The sequence below is a fragment of the Pseudomonas sp. genome (assembly GCF_036387035.1).
Classification (GTDB): domain Bacteria; phylum Pseudomonadota; class Gammaproteobacteria; order Pseudomonadales; family Pseudomonadaceae; genus Aquipseudomonas.
The window spans coordinates 19,565-34,817 of the sequence record NZ_DASVUM010000094.1; the positions used below are offsets into that span (position 1 = coordinate 19,565).

The 15,253-nt window shown below is 63.3% G+C and carries 13 protein-coding genes; 11 read left to right on the forward strand and 2 right to left on the reverse strand.

Annotation, left to right across the window (positions count from 1 at the left end; all coding sequences use genetic code 11):
- Positions 1-749: 749 nt before the first annotated feature.
- The 11 genes from VF672_RS08855 (at position 750) to VF672_RS08905 (ending at position 14,368) form a co-directional block, all read left to right on the forward strand.
- Positions 750-1,112, forward strand: coding sequence for a hypothetical protein (locus VF672_RS08855; protein ID WP_331103740.1), 363 nt, complete (start codon positions 750-752; stop codon positions 1,110-1,112).
- A 187-nt stretch (positions 1,113-1,299) separates the two neighbouring features.
- Positions 1,300-2,259 carry an AAA family ATPase gene (locus VF672_RS08860; protein ID WP_037013687.1) on the forward strand — a complete coding sequence of 320 codons (960 nt, stop codon included), beginning with the start codon at positions 1,300-1,302 and terminating at the stop codon, positions 2,257-2,259.
- Positions 2,260-2,263: 4 nt separating this feature from the next.
- On the forward strand, positions 2,264-3,208 hold the full coding sequence (locus VF672_RS08865; RefSeq protein ID WP_331103743.1) for a DUF58 domain-containing protein: 945 nt from the start codon (positions 2,264-2,266) through the stop codon (positions 3,206-3,208).
- A complete protein-coding gene (locus tag VF672_RS08870) occupies positions 3,205-3,696 on the forward strand; it encodes a DUF4381 domain-containing protein (protein ID WP_331103745.1) in 492 nt (163 codons plus the stop codon). The genes VF672_RS08865 and VF672_RS08870 overlap by 4 nt, the downstream gene beginning before the upstream one ends.
- Positions 3,689-4,756, forward strand: coding sequence for a VWA domain-containing protein (locus VF672_RS08875; protein ID WP_331103747.1), 1,068 nt, complete (start codon positions 3,689-3,691; stop codon positions 4,754-4,756). Before VF672_RS08870 ends, VF672_RS08875 begins: the two co-directional genes overlap by 8 nt.
- Positions 4,753-6,489: a VWA domain-containing protein gene (locus tag VF672_RS08880; protein ID WP_331103749.1), complete on the forward strand. Its 1,737-nt coding sequence runs from the start codon at positions 4,753-4,755 to the stop codon at positions 6,487-6,489. Before VF672_RS08875 ends, VF672_RS08880 begins: the two co-directional genes overlap by 4 nt.
- Positions 6,486-8,171 carry a BatD family protein gene (locus VF672_RS08885; RefSeq protein ID WP_331103751.1) on the forward strand — a complete coding sequence of 562 codons (1,686 nt, stop codon included), beginning with the start codon at positions 6,486-6,488 and terminating at the stop codon, positions 8,169-8,171. Before VF672_RS08880 ends, VF672_RS08885 begins: the two co-directional genes overlap by 4 nt.
- A gap of 68 nt (positions 8,172-8,239) precedes the next feature.
- The gene (locus VF672_RS08890) at positions 8,240-9,481 is read left to right on the forward strand and encodes an exonuclease SbcCD subunit D C-terminal domain-containing protein (RefSeq protein ID WP_331103753.1); all 1,242 of its coding nucleotides are present in this window, start codon (positions 8,240-8,242) and stop codon (positions 9,479-9,481) included.
- Positions 9,478-13,125, forward strand: coding sequence for an AAA family ATPase (locus tag VF672_RS08895; protein WP_331103755.1), 3,648 nt, complete (start codon positions 9,478-9,480; stop codon positions 13,123-13,125). The genes VF672_RS08890 and VF672_RS08895 overlap by 4 nt, the downstream gene beginning before the upstream one ends.
- A 101-nt stretch (positions 13,126-13,226) precedes the next feature.
- Complete coding sequence (locus tag VF672_RS08900) at positions 13,227-13,736, forward strand: peptidylprolyl isomerase (protein WP_331103757.1); 510 nt, start codon at positions 13,227-13,229, stop codon at positions 13,734-13,736.
- 2 nt (positions 13,737-13,738) lie between these two features.
- Entirely contained in the window at positions 13,739-14,368 is a 630-nt protein-coding gene (locus tag VF672_RS08905) for a glutathione S-transferase (protein WP_331103759.1), read from the forward strand.
- A gap of 31 nt (positions 14,369-14,399) precedes the next feature.
- Here VF672_RS08905 and VF672_RS08910 read toward each other — a convergent pair whose 3' ends face one another.
- On the reverse strand, positions 14,400-14,630 hold the full coding sequence (locus VF672_RS08910) for a hypothetical protein (RefSeq protein WP_331103760.1): 231 nt from the start codon (positions 14,628-14,630) through the stop codon (positions 14,400-14,402).
- Positions 14,627-14,818, reverse strand: coding sequence for a hypothetical protein (locus tag VF672_RS08915; protein ID WP_331103762.1), 192 nt, complete (start codon positions 14,816-14,818; stop codon positions 14,627-14,629). Before VF672_RS08915 ends, VF672_RS08910 begins: the two co-directional genes overlap by 4 nt.
- Between the last annotated feature and the right edge of the window lie 435 nt (positions 14,819-15,253).

The window sequence follows — 15,253 nt, forward strand, 5'->3', positions numbered from 1 at the left end:
GCAGGCTCCGCCGCGCGTCTGTTCACCTGCTGCGCAGCTTAACGACAGCGGCCCTGAAGGTGCTTGCGACGCTGCGACATATTCGGACATCGGGTTGCGCTTGAGGGGTTCTGCCTAACGGCAGAGGGTTTCGCCTTCGGCGAGTTACTTGGAAAGGCACCCCAAGTAACCAAGGGTGCCTGCTCCTGGCTTGGCCCGACTTCGTCGGGTTCCTTCACTCCGGTCCCGCTCCGTGGGCCCGCGCCGAACGGACATCCATGTCCTGACGGCGCTCTCGCCGCATCCATGCGGCTCGGCCCACTGCGCGAGACCTGCGTTCAGCCTGCACCCAAGTCGCGATTTGTGGTGTTTGGACGTTTTGCGTATGAAGATCAAAAGCAGATCAGGATCAGGATCAGGATCAGGATCAGGATCAAGAGCTTCCCGGCTGAAGCCGGTCCCACACAGATTGTGTGAACACCTGATCGTGCCCACGCTCTGCGTGGGTATGCATCCCCGGACGCTCTGCGTCCATTTTCGACTAAGCCCAGTCCTGCTGGATGCACGCGCTGCTTTTAGTGGGACCGGCTTTAGCCGGGAAGGGGCCGGTTTGGGCGCCATCGAATTGTAGGAGCCGGCTTGCTGGGGAAAGCGTCGGGGCAGGCTCCACTCAGCTATTCGGCCCGCCAACAACGCAATCTTCAGCAAAACTCCCGCAGGACTGGCAAAATCCCACCCCTGCCCTGAAACCGAGCCACAGGAACGCCGCCATGCACATGACCACCGACAGCTTCATCTACAACCCATGCGACGAGGAAGAAGATGACATGGCGCTGGCTTGCTGCCATGGCAGCAGCACCGGTGATCTGTTCCTGCTGGCGCGTTTTCCCGACGAGGATGAAGTCGACATCACCTTTCGTGACGACACCATCCACGTCGAAGGCAACATCACCGTCACCCTGAGCAACACGCGGCTGCTGGTCGAAATCGATGCCGCCGACGCCAAGCCGCTGGGCGGCGATACCACCTATGACATCACCCACAGCACGCCCGCCCAAGAACTGGCCGAGCTGGACGCAACCCTGCGCATCATCCTCAAGGATGTCGGGACGTACGTCAGTCAGATCAACTGAGCCGTCGAAGGCACTGGGCGTGAAATGACGCAAATGTAAGACAGTTCTTGTTTTTGCCCGGTCCTTTGCTGAAAAGCCGAAAAAACGCAGCGGCCGATTAGTCGCCGCCCCGCCGATGGATTAAAGTAACGCCCCCAGCTTCGGCGCCCCTTGGCGCTGCTGCCTCTCCTGCCAGGAACTGTCATCGATGGAACATCGTGAAGCGTTGATCGCGCTGCGAACCTTTCTCTCCACCCAGATTCTGGGGCAGGAGAAACTGGTGGAGCGCTTGCTGATCGCGCTGCTGGCCGACGGCCACATGCTCGTCGAAGGCGCCCCCGGTCTGGCCAAGACCAAGGCGATCAAAGAGCTGGCCGAAGGCATCGAAGCGCAATTCCATCGCATTCAGTTCACACCCGACCTGCTGCCCGCCGACATCACTGGCACCGAGATTTATCGCCCGGAAACCGGCAGTTTCGTGTTCCAGCAAGGGCCCATCTTTCACAACCTGGTGCTGGCCGACGAGATCAACCGGGCGCCGGCCAAGGTGCAGTCGGCGCTGCTGGAAGCCATGGCCGAGCGCCAGGTGAGTGTCGGCCGCAGCACGTACGACCTGTCGCCGCTGTTTCTGGTCATGGCGACGCAGAACCCCATCGAGCAGGAAGGCACCTACCCGCTGCCCGAAGCGCAACTTGACCGTTTTCTGATGCACGTCAAGATCGGCTTTCCGGACGCCACCGTCGAACGCAAGATTCTGCAGCAGGCCCGGGGCGAAGCCCTCAACGGCGAAACCAAGCCCGAGCGCCGCGTCAGCCAGCAGGCGATTTTCGCCGCGCGCAAGGAAATCCTCGGCCTGTACATGGCCGATGCCGTTGAGGAATACCTGGTGCAACTGGTCATGGCGACCCGCACGCCCGCCAAGTTCGATGCCGAGCTGGCCGAGTGGATCGGTTATGGCGCAAGCCCTCGCGGTTCGATTTCCCTGGACCGCTGCGCCCGGGCCCACGCCTGGCTGGCCGGCCGCGACTTCGTCAGCCCTGAAGACATTCAGGCGATGGTCTTCGACGTGCTGCGTCACCGCATCATTCTGTCGTTCGAGGCCGAAGCGGCGGGCATTGACCAGGACCGCGTGATCCAGCGAATCCTCGACGTCGTGGCCGTCGCCTGACCCCATGCAACCCTACCTGATCTCCCAACCGGGCATCCGCATCAGCCTCGCCGACCTGATTGAAATGCGTCATCGCGTGCGCGAAGTGCAGCTGTTTTCCACCCCCAGCCAGCGCAGCCCGTTGATCGGTCTGCACCACTCCAAGCTGCGCGGGCGCGGGGTCGACTTCGATCAGGTCAGGGTGTATCAGGCCGGCGACGACGTCAGGACCATCGACTGGCGCGTCACGGCCCGTACCCAGGAACCCCACACCAAACTGTTCCATGAAGAACGCGAGCGTCCGATTTTCATCCTGGTCGAGCAGAGCCGCCGTCTGTTTTTCGGCTCAGGGCTGATGTTCAAGTCGGTGCTGGCGGCTCAGGCCGCCGCGTTGGTCGGCTGGGCCGCGCTGGGGCACAACGACCGGGTCGGCGGGCTGGTGTTCGGTGACAACGAGCATTACGAGATCAAACCGCGGCGCAGCAAACAAAGCCTGCTGCAACTGCTTAACCGGCTGGTGCGGGTCAATCAATCGCTGCACACCGAAGCCGCTGCCGACCGCGACACCTTTGGCGTGGCCCTGCGCCGTGCGAGGGAGGTGATGCGTCCGGGCAGTCTGGCGATCATCCTCTGCGACGAGCGCGCGTTGTCCGACTCGGCCGAACAGCAACTGACCTTGCTGTCACGGCATTGCGATCTGTTGCTGCTGCCGCTGTCCGATCCGCTGGATCACGCGTTGCCCGCTGCCGGCCTGTTGCGCTTTGCAGACCGGGGGGCGGAGCTGGAGCTCGACACGCTGAACGCCGACTTGCGCCAGAGCTACCGCGCCCAGGGCGAGGCGCGTCAGGCACGTTGGGCGTTGTTGGCGCAGAAGCTGCGCGTACTGATGATGCCGCTGAGCACCCAGCGTGAAATGGTCGAGCAACTGCGCGAATACCTAAACGGCCAGCGCCCGGTGAAACAGCCATGAGTGCGCTGGACCAGCTGCAACCGCTGATTCTGCCCGAGCCGGTCGGGTTCTGGCCGCCCGCGCCGGGCTGGTGGCTGCTGCTGATCCTGTTGCCGGCGCTGGGCTACGGCCTGTGGCGCGCTCGTACACTGCTGCCAAAAAAAGCCGGCAGCGAAACCGTCGAGCCACTGGACCCCTTGCGACAGGCTGCGCTGGTCGAACTGGCGCAAATGCCCAAGCCCTATGACGGCGCGCCCGCTGGCGCCTGGCTGCAGCAGATCAACGGCCTGCTCAAACGCTTGTGCCGCAACCACTACCCTTACAGCCAGAGCCACACGCTCAATGGGCGCAAATGGCTGGCCTTCCTCGACAACCGCTGCCCGGCGGCCGGCCTGACCCGCTGGATGATCCTTGTCGAAGGCGCCTACAAGCCGGAGTGCAAGCTCGACGACAAGGCCATCAACGGCCTGACCCAGTCGGTCGAGACCTGGATTCGCAAGCATGTTTGAATTCGCCTGGCCGTGGCTCTTCGCCCTCCTCCCGCTGCCGTGGCTGCTGCGTGTCGTGCTGCCCGCCGCAGACAGCGGCGAAGCAGCGCTCAAAATCAGCTTTCTTCCAGAGCTGGAAGGCCTCGCCGGGCGCCGCGCGCGCACCCATCTGCCCGGCTGGCGGCGTCAATTACCGTTCATTACCGTCTGGCTTCTGTTGCTGGTCGCTGCCGCCCGCCCGCAATGGCTGGGCGAGCCGTTACCGGTCGCTGCCAGTGGCCGCGATCTACTGGTGGCGGTGGACGTGTCAGGTTCGATGGATTACCCGGACATGGTCTGGAAAAACGACGAAGTCAGTCGGCTGACGCTGGTGAAGATGCTGCTGGGCGATTTTCTTGAACACCGTCAGGGCGATCGCATCGGCCTGATTCTGTTCGGCAGTCAGGCGTATCTTCAAGCCCCGCTGACCTTCGACCGCAAGACCGTGCGCGTCTGGCTGGACGAAGCGCGGATCGGCATTGCCGGCAAGAACACCGCCATCGGCGACGCGATCGGCCTGGCACTGAAACGCCTGCGCCAGCGCCCGGCCCAGAGTCGGGTGCTGATTCTGGTCACCGACGGCGCCAACAACGCCGGCCAGATCGACCCAAGGACTGCGGCGCGTCTGGCCGCCAGCGAAGGCGTGAAAATCTATCCGATCGGCATCGGCGCCGACCCCGACAAGGGCGCCACGAGCATCCTGGGCCTCAACCCCAGCCTTGATCTGGACGAGCCTTCCCTGCGGGAAATTGCCGCGGTCAGCGGTGGGCAGTATTTCCGCGCGCGCAACGGCGCCGAACTGGCAGGCATCGGCAAGGCGCTGGACCGGCTTGAGCCCGTCGCGCAACAACCGACCCAGGCACGTCCGGCGCGGGCGCTTTATCACGTACCGCTGGCGATGGCCCTGCTGTTGAGCCTTCTGCTGGTGGTTCAGGAGCGCTGGCCAAATAATCCGGTGTATCGGTTTTTTGCCCGCCGACCGACGTTTGTGCAAGGCACGCGCTGGCGTCAACGCTTGCAGCGCCTGAAGAGGCGCCCATGATCGAAACCCTCTCCGGTCTTTGGCCTCATTGGTCGCGCCCTGCCTGGCTGCTGTTGCTGCCCATGCTCGCCTGGCTGCTGTGGCGGTTATGGAATCGGCAGAAGCGCGTCGGCCGCTGGCAAATGATTTTGCCCAGCGCGTTTCATGCTGCCCTGCTCAGTGGCGGCGGCGGCCGCGAGAGCAAGCGGCGATGGGTGGTGCTGGGGCTTGGCTGGCTGCTGGCAGTGTTGGCGTTGCTCGGTCCCAGCTGGCAGCGGGTTGAGCAGAACAGCCAGCGGCCGGTCGATCCGTTAGTGGTCATGCTGGAGCTGACCCCGGAAATGCTCGCGGCCGACAGCCCGCCCACTCGCCTCGAACAGGCGCGCCGCAAGTTGCTTGACCTCTTACAGGCGCGCAGCGATTCACAGACCGCGATCATCGTGTACGCCGGCAGCGCCCATACCCTGGTGCCGCTGTCCGATGATCTGGGGACCAGCAAAAACCTGCTCGACGCGATCAAGCCGTCGATCATGCCCGAAGCCGGCCAGCGCGCAGACCTGGCCGTGCGCAAGGCTCTGGATCTGCTCGAACAGGGTGACCTCGGTCAGGGGCGGCTGCTGTGGATCGGCTCGTCCCTCAGCGACGCCGAGCGGCAGGGAATCCGCGCCGCGATGACCGGACGTGACGCCCCTCCCTTGTTGATGCTCGGCGTCGGCACCGCAGAAGGCGCACCTGTCACCCAAGAGAAAGGCGGGTTTTTGAAGGACGCCCAAGGCGGCATTCTCGTGCCGCGTCTGGACGGGCCGGTGCTCAAGGACTTCGCTGACAGCCTGGGCGGTCGATACACCTCGCTGCGCCTGGACAATCAGGACCTCGACGAGCTTGGCCTGCTGGATGGCCCGAAGAGCTTGATCAACCAGGGCCAGAAAGTGCGGCTGGACCGCTGGGCGGATCAAGGCTACTGGTTGCTGCTGCCCCTGCTGCTGTTGGCCGCTTGCGCCGGGCGACGCGGCTGGCTGTTGTGTCTGCCATTGCTAGTGATGATGGCCGTGCCGCAGAACAGCTATGCCTTCGGTTTCGAAGACCTGTGGCGCCGTCCCGACCAACAGGGCGAACACTTGCTCAAACGGCACCACCCGGCAGAAGCCGCACGGCGTTTCCAGGACCCGCAGTGGCAAGGCGTCGCCCTCTACCAGGCGGGTGACTATGCGGGCGCCGTCCAGCGCTTTGCCCAAGGCAGCAGCGCCGCAGACCATTACAATCGCGGCAATGCACTGGCCCGGAGCGGCGAGCTGGAAGCGGCCATCGATGCTTACGAACAGGCGCTGGAACGTCAACCGGACTTGCCGGCGGCGTCAGCCAACAAAGCGCTGGTGGAGCACGTGCTGGAGCAGAACAAGGCGTCCAGCCAGGCGGACGCCGACGCAAAGGCCAAGACGGACGAAAACGCCGAGAATGCACGCGACGGAAACGCCGGGCAGTCCTCATCCAGTGCGCCGTCAACGCCCCACGATGACGACGCCGACCGCTCGGCCGACGACGCGCAAACCGCTGCGGACGAACAGGCTTCCGGGGCAGGTGGCGACAACGATGAACCGGCGCGCGCCTCCGGCAAACCGGCCGACGCGCAGATGGACGGCGAACAGAAACAAGCGCTGGAACAATGGCTGAGGCAGATCCCCGACGAACCCGGCGAGCTGTTGCGGCGAAAGTTCTGGTACGAACAACAGCAGCATCAGGAAAAGACCCGATGAGTCGTCTGCACAGGTTGCTGATCGCAGGAATGTTGTGCCTGTTCACCTGGGTAGCCCAGGCCGACAGCGCAGGCGCCACCCTGCAATCGAGCGTCGACCGCACCCGCGTCAACACCGGCGAAACGGTCGAGCTGACTCTGGAAACCGACGACGCGACCGTTTTCGGCAGACCGGACATGAGCGCGCTGGACGCCGACTTTGAAGTGCGCGACACCCGCCAGCTCAACAGCCTGACGACGCTGGAAGGCAACGTTCACGCGACGACGCGCTGGCTGATCACGCTGATGCCACGCCACAGCGGCTCGATCGAAATCCCTTCGCTGAAACTGGGCGAAATGACCAGCCAGCCGATCGTTCTGCAAGTGGTGGATGTCGGCCCCGTCGCCCAGGGGCAGGAGCAAAAACTCGCCCCGGTGTTCATGGAGGCCAGCCTCGATCAGGACAGCGTGTATGTTCAGGCACAAGTCCTGCTCACCGTGCGCATCTATCACTCGGTGTCGCTGTTCGATGACAGCAACCTGACACCGCTGCAAGTGCCGGACGCACGGATCGAAAAGCTCGGTGACACGCGCACCTACGAGAAGCAGATCAACGGCATCCGCCACGGCGTGATCGAAATGCGCTATGCGTTGTATCCACAGCACAGCGGTGAGCTGACCATTCCCGCGCAGGCATTCAGCGCCACCCTGGTTCAAGACACCACCGACGCTGCGGCGGCGGCCGCGATGGCGCCGGGTGCCATTGCCAGCGGACCAAAACCGGGCCGTTTGATGCACGTGACCTCGCTGCCCCTGACCCTGGGCGTCAAACCGCAACCGGCGCACTACCCCGCCGATACACCGTGGCTGCCCGCCCGCAGCGTCAGCCTCAGCGAAAGCTGGAGCCCGGACCCTGCCCATAGCCAGGTGGGTGATTCACTGACCCGTACCCTGCAACTGAAAGTTGAAGGCCTGTCCAGCGCGCAATTACCGCCGCTGCCTGCCACCGACGTCAGCGCCCTGCGCCGCTATCCCGATCAGCCGCAATTGAGCAATCAGGTCAGTGAGCGCAGCTTGACCGGCGTGCGCGAGGAGCGCGAGGCGCTGGTGCCCAACCGTCCCGGCGCCATAGAAATTCCTGCGGTGGATCTGGTCTGGTGGAACACCCAGGAAGATCATCTGGAGCACAGCGCCTTGCCCGCCCGGACCTTGCAGGTCAGCCTCAACCCGGCGCTGGCGGTGGACATGCCGGTGAGTGACAACGGCAATGTTACGGTGATTGGCCCGCCGGTCTGGCCGTGGCAGTTAAGCACGGTGCTGCTGAGCTTCACCACGTTGCTGGGCTTCGGCCTCTGGTGGCGCGGTCGCTGGCAACCAGCGCTGGCCCGGGTCGCGCAAACGGGGCCGAGTCCGCGTACAGTGCTCGACGACCTGAAACGCGCGTGCCTGGCCAACGACCCGCACGCCACCCGCCAGGCCCTGGACGCCTGGGCCCGTCAACAGCCGGAAACCCTGGCGGACATGGCGGCGCGCTTTGTGCCGCTGTCTCATGCGCTGGACGGCTTGAACGGTGCGTTGTACAGCGAGACCGAAAAATTGTGGCTGGGCGAAGACCTCTGGCGCGCGGTAAAAGCGCTGCCCACCCTCGAGAAACCCATGGACCCGAGCGGCGGCGACAGCCTGCCGCCGCTTTATCCAAAATGATTTCAATCGATCAGCGCGTTTTCCTGCAACGCTGGAAAACAGGCTGATCGTTAAACCAAGGTACCTTCATGCGTCTGTTCCATACCTCCGACTGGCACCTCGGCCAGAACCTTCATGGTCAGGAGCGAGATTTCGAACATGCCAGTTTCCTGACCTGGCTGCTGGCCCGTCTGGCCGAGCGCAAACCGGATGTCCTGCTGATCGCCGGCGACATCTTTGACACGGTCAATCCGCCGGTCAAATCCCAGGAGCGCCTGTACGACTTCATCGTCAGCGCCCACGAACAGAACCCGCAGCTGACCATCGTCATGATCGCTGGCAACCACGACTCCGGCTCGCGCATCGAGTTGCCCGCGCCGCTCATGCGACGCCTGCGCACCCACGCGCTGGGTCGAGTGCTGTGGCTCGACGATGGCGTGCTGGACGTTGACCGCCTGCTGCTGCCACTGAGCAATGCCAAGGGCAAAGTCCTGGGCTGGTGCCTGGCGCTGCCCTTCCTGCGCCCGGCCGAAGTGACCGGCGCCGCCTTGGGCGGCGACTATCTGCGCGGCATTGGTCAGGTCCATGAAATGCTCATTGCCGCCGCGAACCAGCGGCGCAAGAAAGGCCAGGCGCTGATTGCCATCAGCCACGCGCACATGGCCGGAGGCTCGGTGTCGGAAGACTCCGAGCGCAGCCTGATCATCGGCAACGCCGAGGCCCTCCCCGCCAGCCTGTTCGGCGACAGCATCACGTATGTGGCCCTGGGGCATCTGCACAAGCCGCAGCGGATCAATGGCCAGGACCGCATTCGCTACAGCGGCTCGCCGATTCCGCTGTCCTTCTCGGAAATCGGCTACCAGCACCAGATCCTCGAAATCGAATGCGACGGCGACAAACTGGTCAGCGTCAAACCGCTGTTGATCCCTCGCGCCGTCAACCTGCAACGGATCGGCCCGGCGCCGCTGGCGGACCTGTTGCTGCAACTCCGGGACCTTCCGGACATCGATCTGCTGGCGGACGTCGACCGGCAACCGTGGCTCGAAGTCCGTGTGCGCCTGGACGAGCCGCAACCGGACCTGCGCAACCAGATCGAAGCCGCGCTGGAAGGCAAGGCCGTGCGACTGGTACGGATCGCCGCCGAATACGCCGGCAAGGGCGGGCGCGATGAAGACGCCAATCAAGACCTGATCGAGCTGGACCAGCTGAGCCCGCAGGAGCTGTTCAGCCGCGCTTGGCAGGATAGCTACGGCAGCGAGGTCGACGAACAGACGTTGCAGGACTTCGCCACCCTGCTCCAGGACGTGCAGCTGGAGAGCGAACAGCCATGAAAATCCTCGCCATTCGCCTGAAAAACCTCGCCTCGCTGGCCGGGCCGTTCGAGCTGGACTTCACCGCTGAGCCCCTTGCCAGCGCCGGCCTGTTCGCCATCACCGGGCCCACCGGCGCGGGCAAAAGCACGCTGCTGGACGCTCTGTGCCTGGCCCTGTTCGGCGCCATCCCCCGGCTGAACAACATCGGCCAGTCCCGAGTACCGGAGATCGACGGCGACATCAGCACCAACGACCCACGCAACCTGTTGCGTCGCGGCACTGGCAGCGGTTACGCCGAGGTCGATTTCGTCGGCATCGACAAACGCCGCTATCGCGCACGCTGGGAAGCCAACCGCGCCCGGGACAACGCCACGAAAAAACTCCAGGCCAGCCGCCAGACACTGATCGATCTGGACAGCGAGCAGATTCTCAGTACGCAGAACAAGACCGAGTACAAGACCCTGCTCGAAGCCCGTCTGGGCCTGAACTTCGAGCAGTTCACCCGTGCAGTGATGCTGGCGCAAAGCGAGTTCAGCGCCTTCCTCAAGGCCGACGACAAAGACCGCAGCGAACTGCTGGAAAAACTCACCGACACGGCTATTTACAGCCAGTTGGGCCGCCGCGCCTACAGCAAAAGCAAGGAAGCTGAAGAGGCGCTGAAAACCCTCCAGGCCCAGGCCTGCGCGTTGACGCCGATGACGCCGGAGCTGCGCGCCGAGCTTGAGCAGCGTTTCAACGACGCCCAGCAGCAGCTGAAGCTTGCACAGGCGCAACTGCGGCAGCTGGAGCTCAAGGAGCAATGGTTCAAGGAGGTGAATCGGTTGCGCGACAGCCACCAGGCCGCCAACGAGCAACTCGCCAATGCGCAGCAGACATGGGACGCACACAGCGCCGATCGCCAGCGGCTGGGCCTGTTGGAGCGTCTGGCGCCGCAGCGGCATCTGTTCGGTCAACGCGCCCGGCTTCAGGCTCAGCTCGCGCCGCTGACGGCCGCGATTGAGGCTCATCAGCTGAAACAGACCGCGCTGCAGGCCCGCATCGCCGATCAGGACAGCAAACGCATTAGCGCCGACAGCGCGTTGCAGCAGGCGCAGGAACAATTGCTCAACGCGCGACCGGCCTTGAGTGAGGCCTTCGAGCAGCAGGCACAGCTCAATCACCTGAATCAGGAGCTGCAACCGCTCGGCGAACAGGCGCGCGCCGCGCAGCAGGCCAGCGCCGAAGGTCATGCGGCGCTCGACCAACTGGTCGAGCAGCAACGCCAGATCCAGGCGCGCTTGCAGTCGATCAGCGAGCAACTGGAGCAAAGCGCGTCGCTGACCACGTTGAGCCAGTCGTGGAGCGCCTACCGGCCCCGACTTCAGCAAACCGTGCAGCTCAGCGCCCGGCTGATCCAGGGCCGTGCCGAGCTGCCCCAGCTGGAAAAAAACGCCACCCTCGCCGAACAAACCCTGGGCGAGCGCCGCAGCGCCTTGCAGGCGCTGTACGACAACGCTGAGGTAAAGGCCGACGCGGTCAGTCAGCAAATCGAACGCCTGGGGCAGTTGTTGCAGGACAACCGTCAGCAGCACAGCGCAAGCGATGCACTCGAGCGTTTGTGGCAGCGGCATCAGGACGTCGCCGGCCGTCTGCTCGACGTCCAGACCCGTCAGCAACAGGCTACCGAACGCCGGGGCCAGCGCATTGCCCAAGGCCTGAAACTCAAGGCCGAGCACGAAGCCGCCGAGCAGGCCCTGAACGTCACTGTCGAATTGCTGCAGCGCCAGCGCCTTGCCCGCAGCGCCAGCGTCGAACAACTGCGCGAGCAACTGGTTGATGAGCAACCGTGCCCGGTGTGCGGCAGCGCAGAGCATCCGTACCACCAGTCCGCGGCGCTGCTTGAAGCGCTGTCGGGTCACGACGATGGCGAAGAAGCACGCGCCCGGCAGACGGTCGGGCAGCTCAGCGAAAAGCTCGCCGAGCTGCGTGCGGAAGTCGCCGAACTGAACAACCAGCTCAAACAGTCCAAGCCACAACAGGATCAACTGACCGAGCAGCTGCACAGCCTTGCGCCTGAACTGGAAGCCCACCCGCTGCATCCGCGCCTGCTGGAGCAGCCTGAACACGTGCGCGGTGACTGGCTGAGCGAACGCTTGCATCAACTGGCTCAGGACATCCAGACCGCCGAGCAGCGCCAGACTCGTCTGTTGAAAGTGCAGCGTGACGCCGAGTCGCTGCAGCAGCAGGTCCTCGATGCGCGCGAGGCCAGTCAGCAGGCCATGAAGGCGCTGGACGATCAGCAACGCCACATCGCTTTGGACAATCAGGCGTTCGAGGCGGCGCTGCAAGAGTTCGAGCCGCTGCTGCCCGCCGAAAGCCTGAGCCAGTGGCGCGAGTCCGCGACCATGAGTTTCATGCAACTGGACAACGACATCGCCGCCCGCGTCGAGCAGCTTGATCAACAAAAGACCGAGCAGCAGGAGCACAGCGAGCGCGCGCAAAAACTTGAGCGCGAACACGCTGCCCAACAGAATCGCGAGGCGGAACACCAGAAGCTGCAAGCGCAGCTCGATGCCCGACAGCAGCAGCAACAGGCGGTGCAGCAGCAATTGGCGCAAACCCTTGGCGAGCACGCCTCCCCCGAGCGCTGGCAACATGCCCTTGAGCAGTCGGTCGAGCAGGCCCGTGAGGCTCAGGCCGCCATCGCCCATGAACTGCAAACGGCGCGCAGCGAACTGATCAAGCTGACGGCAGAACGCGATGGCGAACAGCAACGCTTGCAGGCCCTCGAACAGGAACTGGCAGAGCTCGAACGGCAGATCGCCGAGTGGCGCAGCAGCCACAGTGAGCTGGACGATGCCGCGCTCGACACCTTGCTGGGGCTGAGCGACGAGAGTGTCAGCGGATTACGTCAGCAACTGCAGTCCAGCGAAAAAGCGCTGGAGCAAGCCAGGGTTCTGGTGGAAGAGCGCGCGGCGCAGTTGCAGCAGCATCAGGCGCAACACAGCGACGACGGCGATGCCGAGCAGTTATTGGTCGCGTTGACCGAAGCACAGGCGCAATCGGCGGTTCAGGATCAGCTGTGCGCCGACCTGCGCGCCCAGGTCAGCGAAGACAACCGCCGTCGCGACGCCAGCAGTGAGCTGCAAGGGCGCATCGCGCACGCGCAATCCGAATACCAACGCTGGGCCCGACTGAACGCGCTGATCGGCTCCGCCAACGGCGACACATTCCGCAAGATCGCTCAGGCCTACAACCTTGATCTGCTGGTGCACCACGCCAACGCGCAACTCAAGCAACTGGTACGGCGCTATCGCCTCAAACGCGGCGGCAGCATGCTCGGCCTGCTGGTGATGGACACTGAAATGGGCGATGAACTGCGCTCGGTTCATTCGCTTTCGGGCGGGGAAACCTTCCTTGTGTCCCTCGCTCTGGCGCTGGGCCTGGCGTCCATGGCCTCCAGCACGTTGAAGATCGAATCGCTGTTCATCGACGAAGGCTTCGGCAGCCTTGACCCCGAATCTCTGCAACTGGCCATGGACGCCCTCGACGGACTGCAGGCCCAGGGCCGCAAGGTCGGCGTGATTTCCCATGTGCAGGAAATGCACGAGCGCATCCCCGTGCAGATTCAGGTGCAGCGTCAGGGCAATGGCCTGAGCACCGTCGAGGTCAGCAGCGGCTAAACCGTTTTTTCACGACGCACGGACACGCCCGGCGGCGTTTCTGTGCAACCCTGTATCCCTTGCGCGACAGTCGCGCCAAACTCGAAAGAAGGTAAATCCACGTGGCAAACTCCAAAGTATTTTTCGACATCACCGCCAACGACGAGCCAATGGGCCGCATCGTCATGGAACTGCACAACGACGTCGTTCCGAAAACCGCCGAAAACTTCCGCGCCCTGTGCACCGGCGAAAAAGGCGATGACATGACCTACAAAGGTTCGTCGTTCCACCGCGTCATCCAGAACTTCATGCTGCAGGGCGGCGATTTCACCAACCACAACGGCACGGGCGGCAAGTCGATCTACGGCAACAAGTTCGCCGACGAAAACTTCACCCTCAAGCACACCGCGCCAGGTGACCTGTCGATGGCCAACGCTGGTCCGAACACCAACGGCAGCCAGTTCTTCATCACCACCATCGTCACCGAGTGGCTGGACGGCAAACACGTCGTGTTCGGCAAAGTGGTCGAAGGCATGGACGTCGTCAAAGCCATTGAAGCGCTGGGATCGCAATCCGGCCGCACCAGCAAGAAAGTCGTCATCGCCGACTGCGGCGAGCTGACCGAGGCCTGAGCATGACGTCGGCACCTTACGCTGAATCTACGGTGCCGACGCTCTACTCGTTCCGCCGTTGCCCCTACGCCATGCGCGCTCGCATGGCGCTGGGGTATAGCGGCGTACCGTTAAACACGGTGGAAGTCAGCCTCAAGGCCAAACCGGCGAAAATGCTGGAACGCTCACCCAAAGGCACCGTGCCGGTTCTGGTCCTGCAGGATCGAGTGCTGGAGCAAAGTCTGGACATCATGCGCTGGGCGCTGTCGCAGCATGACCCGGACGATTGGTTACTGGCCCGGGACGTCGGTGGGCAACGGCAGAGCGCCGAGCTGATCGCGGAAAACGACAGCCGCTTCAAGCAGGATCTGGATCACTACAAATACGCCGTGCGTTACCCCGAATTCACGCAGGACGAATATCGCCGTCAGGGCGAGAGGTTTCTGCACAGGCTGAACGCACTGCTTGAGTCACGGGACTTTCTGGCCGCCGATCACCTGACCTTGGCCGACATCGCCATTGCGCCGTTTATTCGGCAGTTCTGCGCGGTGGACCCAGACTGGTTCTGGCAAAGCCCCTACCCCCATTTGCAGCGTTGGCTGCAGCGTTTTCTGGCATCCGAGCTGTTCGTGACGGCAATGGCCAAGCGCTGACCGCACCTGCGTTATCCGCTGCACCCCTTCGCTACACCACGTCGAACTGAAAGATTGGCGAAATCATTTCACTGTGCCTTGGCGGCGGATTGCCTGCGTTGAGCTTCTGCGAGCGCTGCATCTCGACCGCTTCAGCGACTTCGGTCTTGAACTCCATGCTGCGTGCCACACCCCCTACTGAACCCTCGCCATGACCGAGCAACGAGCAGCCGTTATTGATTAACGCGAAGAACACGATCACCCAAAAGTTCGCGCCTTTCACGACGCACGCCCCTGGGACTGAACAGTCGCGCGGCTGATGTCAGCGGACGCCGTTTGTACCGACAGCGGCGAAGCGGCATTGATTGGTGGATTCATGCTGACGACGGTGACCACTGCGATGAAAACAACGTACAACGCGATGGCGGTATAAGCGCCGTGTTTGATTGAAGTAAGAATGGCAGTGGCCATGTTTGCAGCTCCGGGACGTGTCTGTTTCAGGCGCCCAGAATGCGTGAACCGGTGCGTATTAAAAAACGATGGCGGCCGATTCAAAAGATCGACGGGGTTAATTATTTGCGGAGTTAATCGGGTCAATAGACAGCTGCATTTTGAATCCGCACGTCGACCCTTGTGGGAAAGAGCTTGCTCGCCAAACTTCGTGCCGAATTTGCCCAACGGCCCTGTCTGTAATCTGCATCCTACGTATTGATAGGAACGCGCTCACTGCACCGGCTACTTCGCACCATGGCGGGTCATCGACTTGTTAGCGACGATGCAACACGGGCTCCGGCCCCTTGTCGGCTCGTAACCTGTTGTTGCTGAGCATGGCGGTAGCGTTCTGCCCCGTGCCATCAAGGAGATTTAGATGATGATGGACCTTGCCGCGTTGCTCTCGCCCCAGAA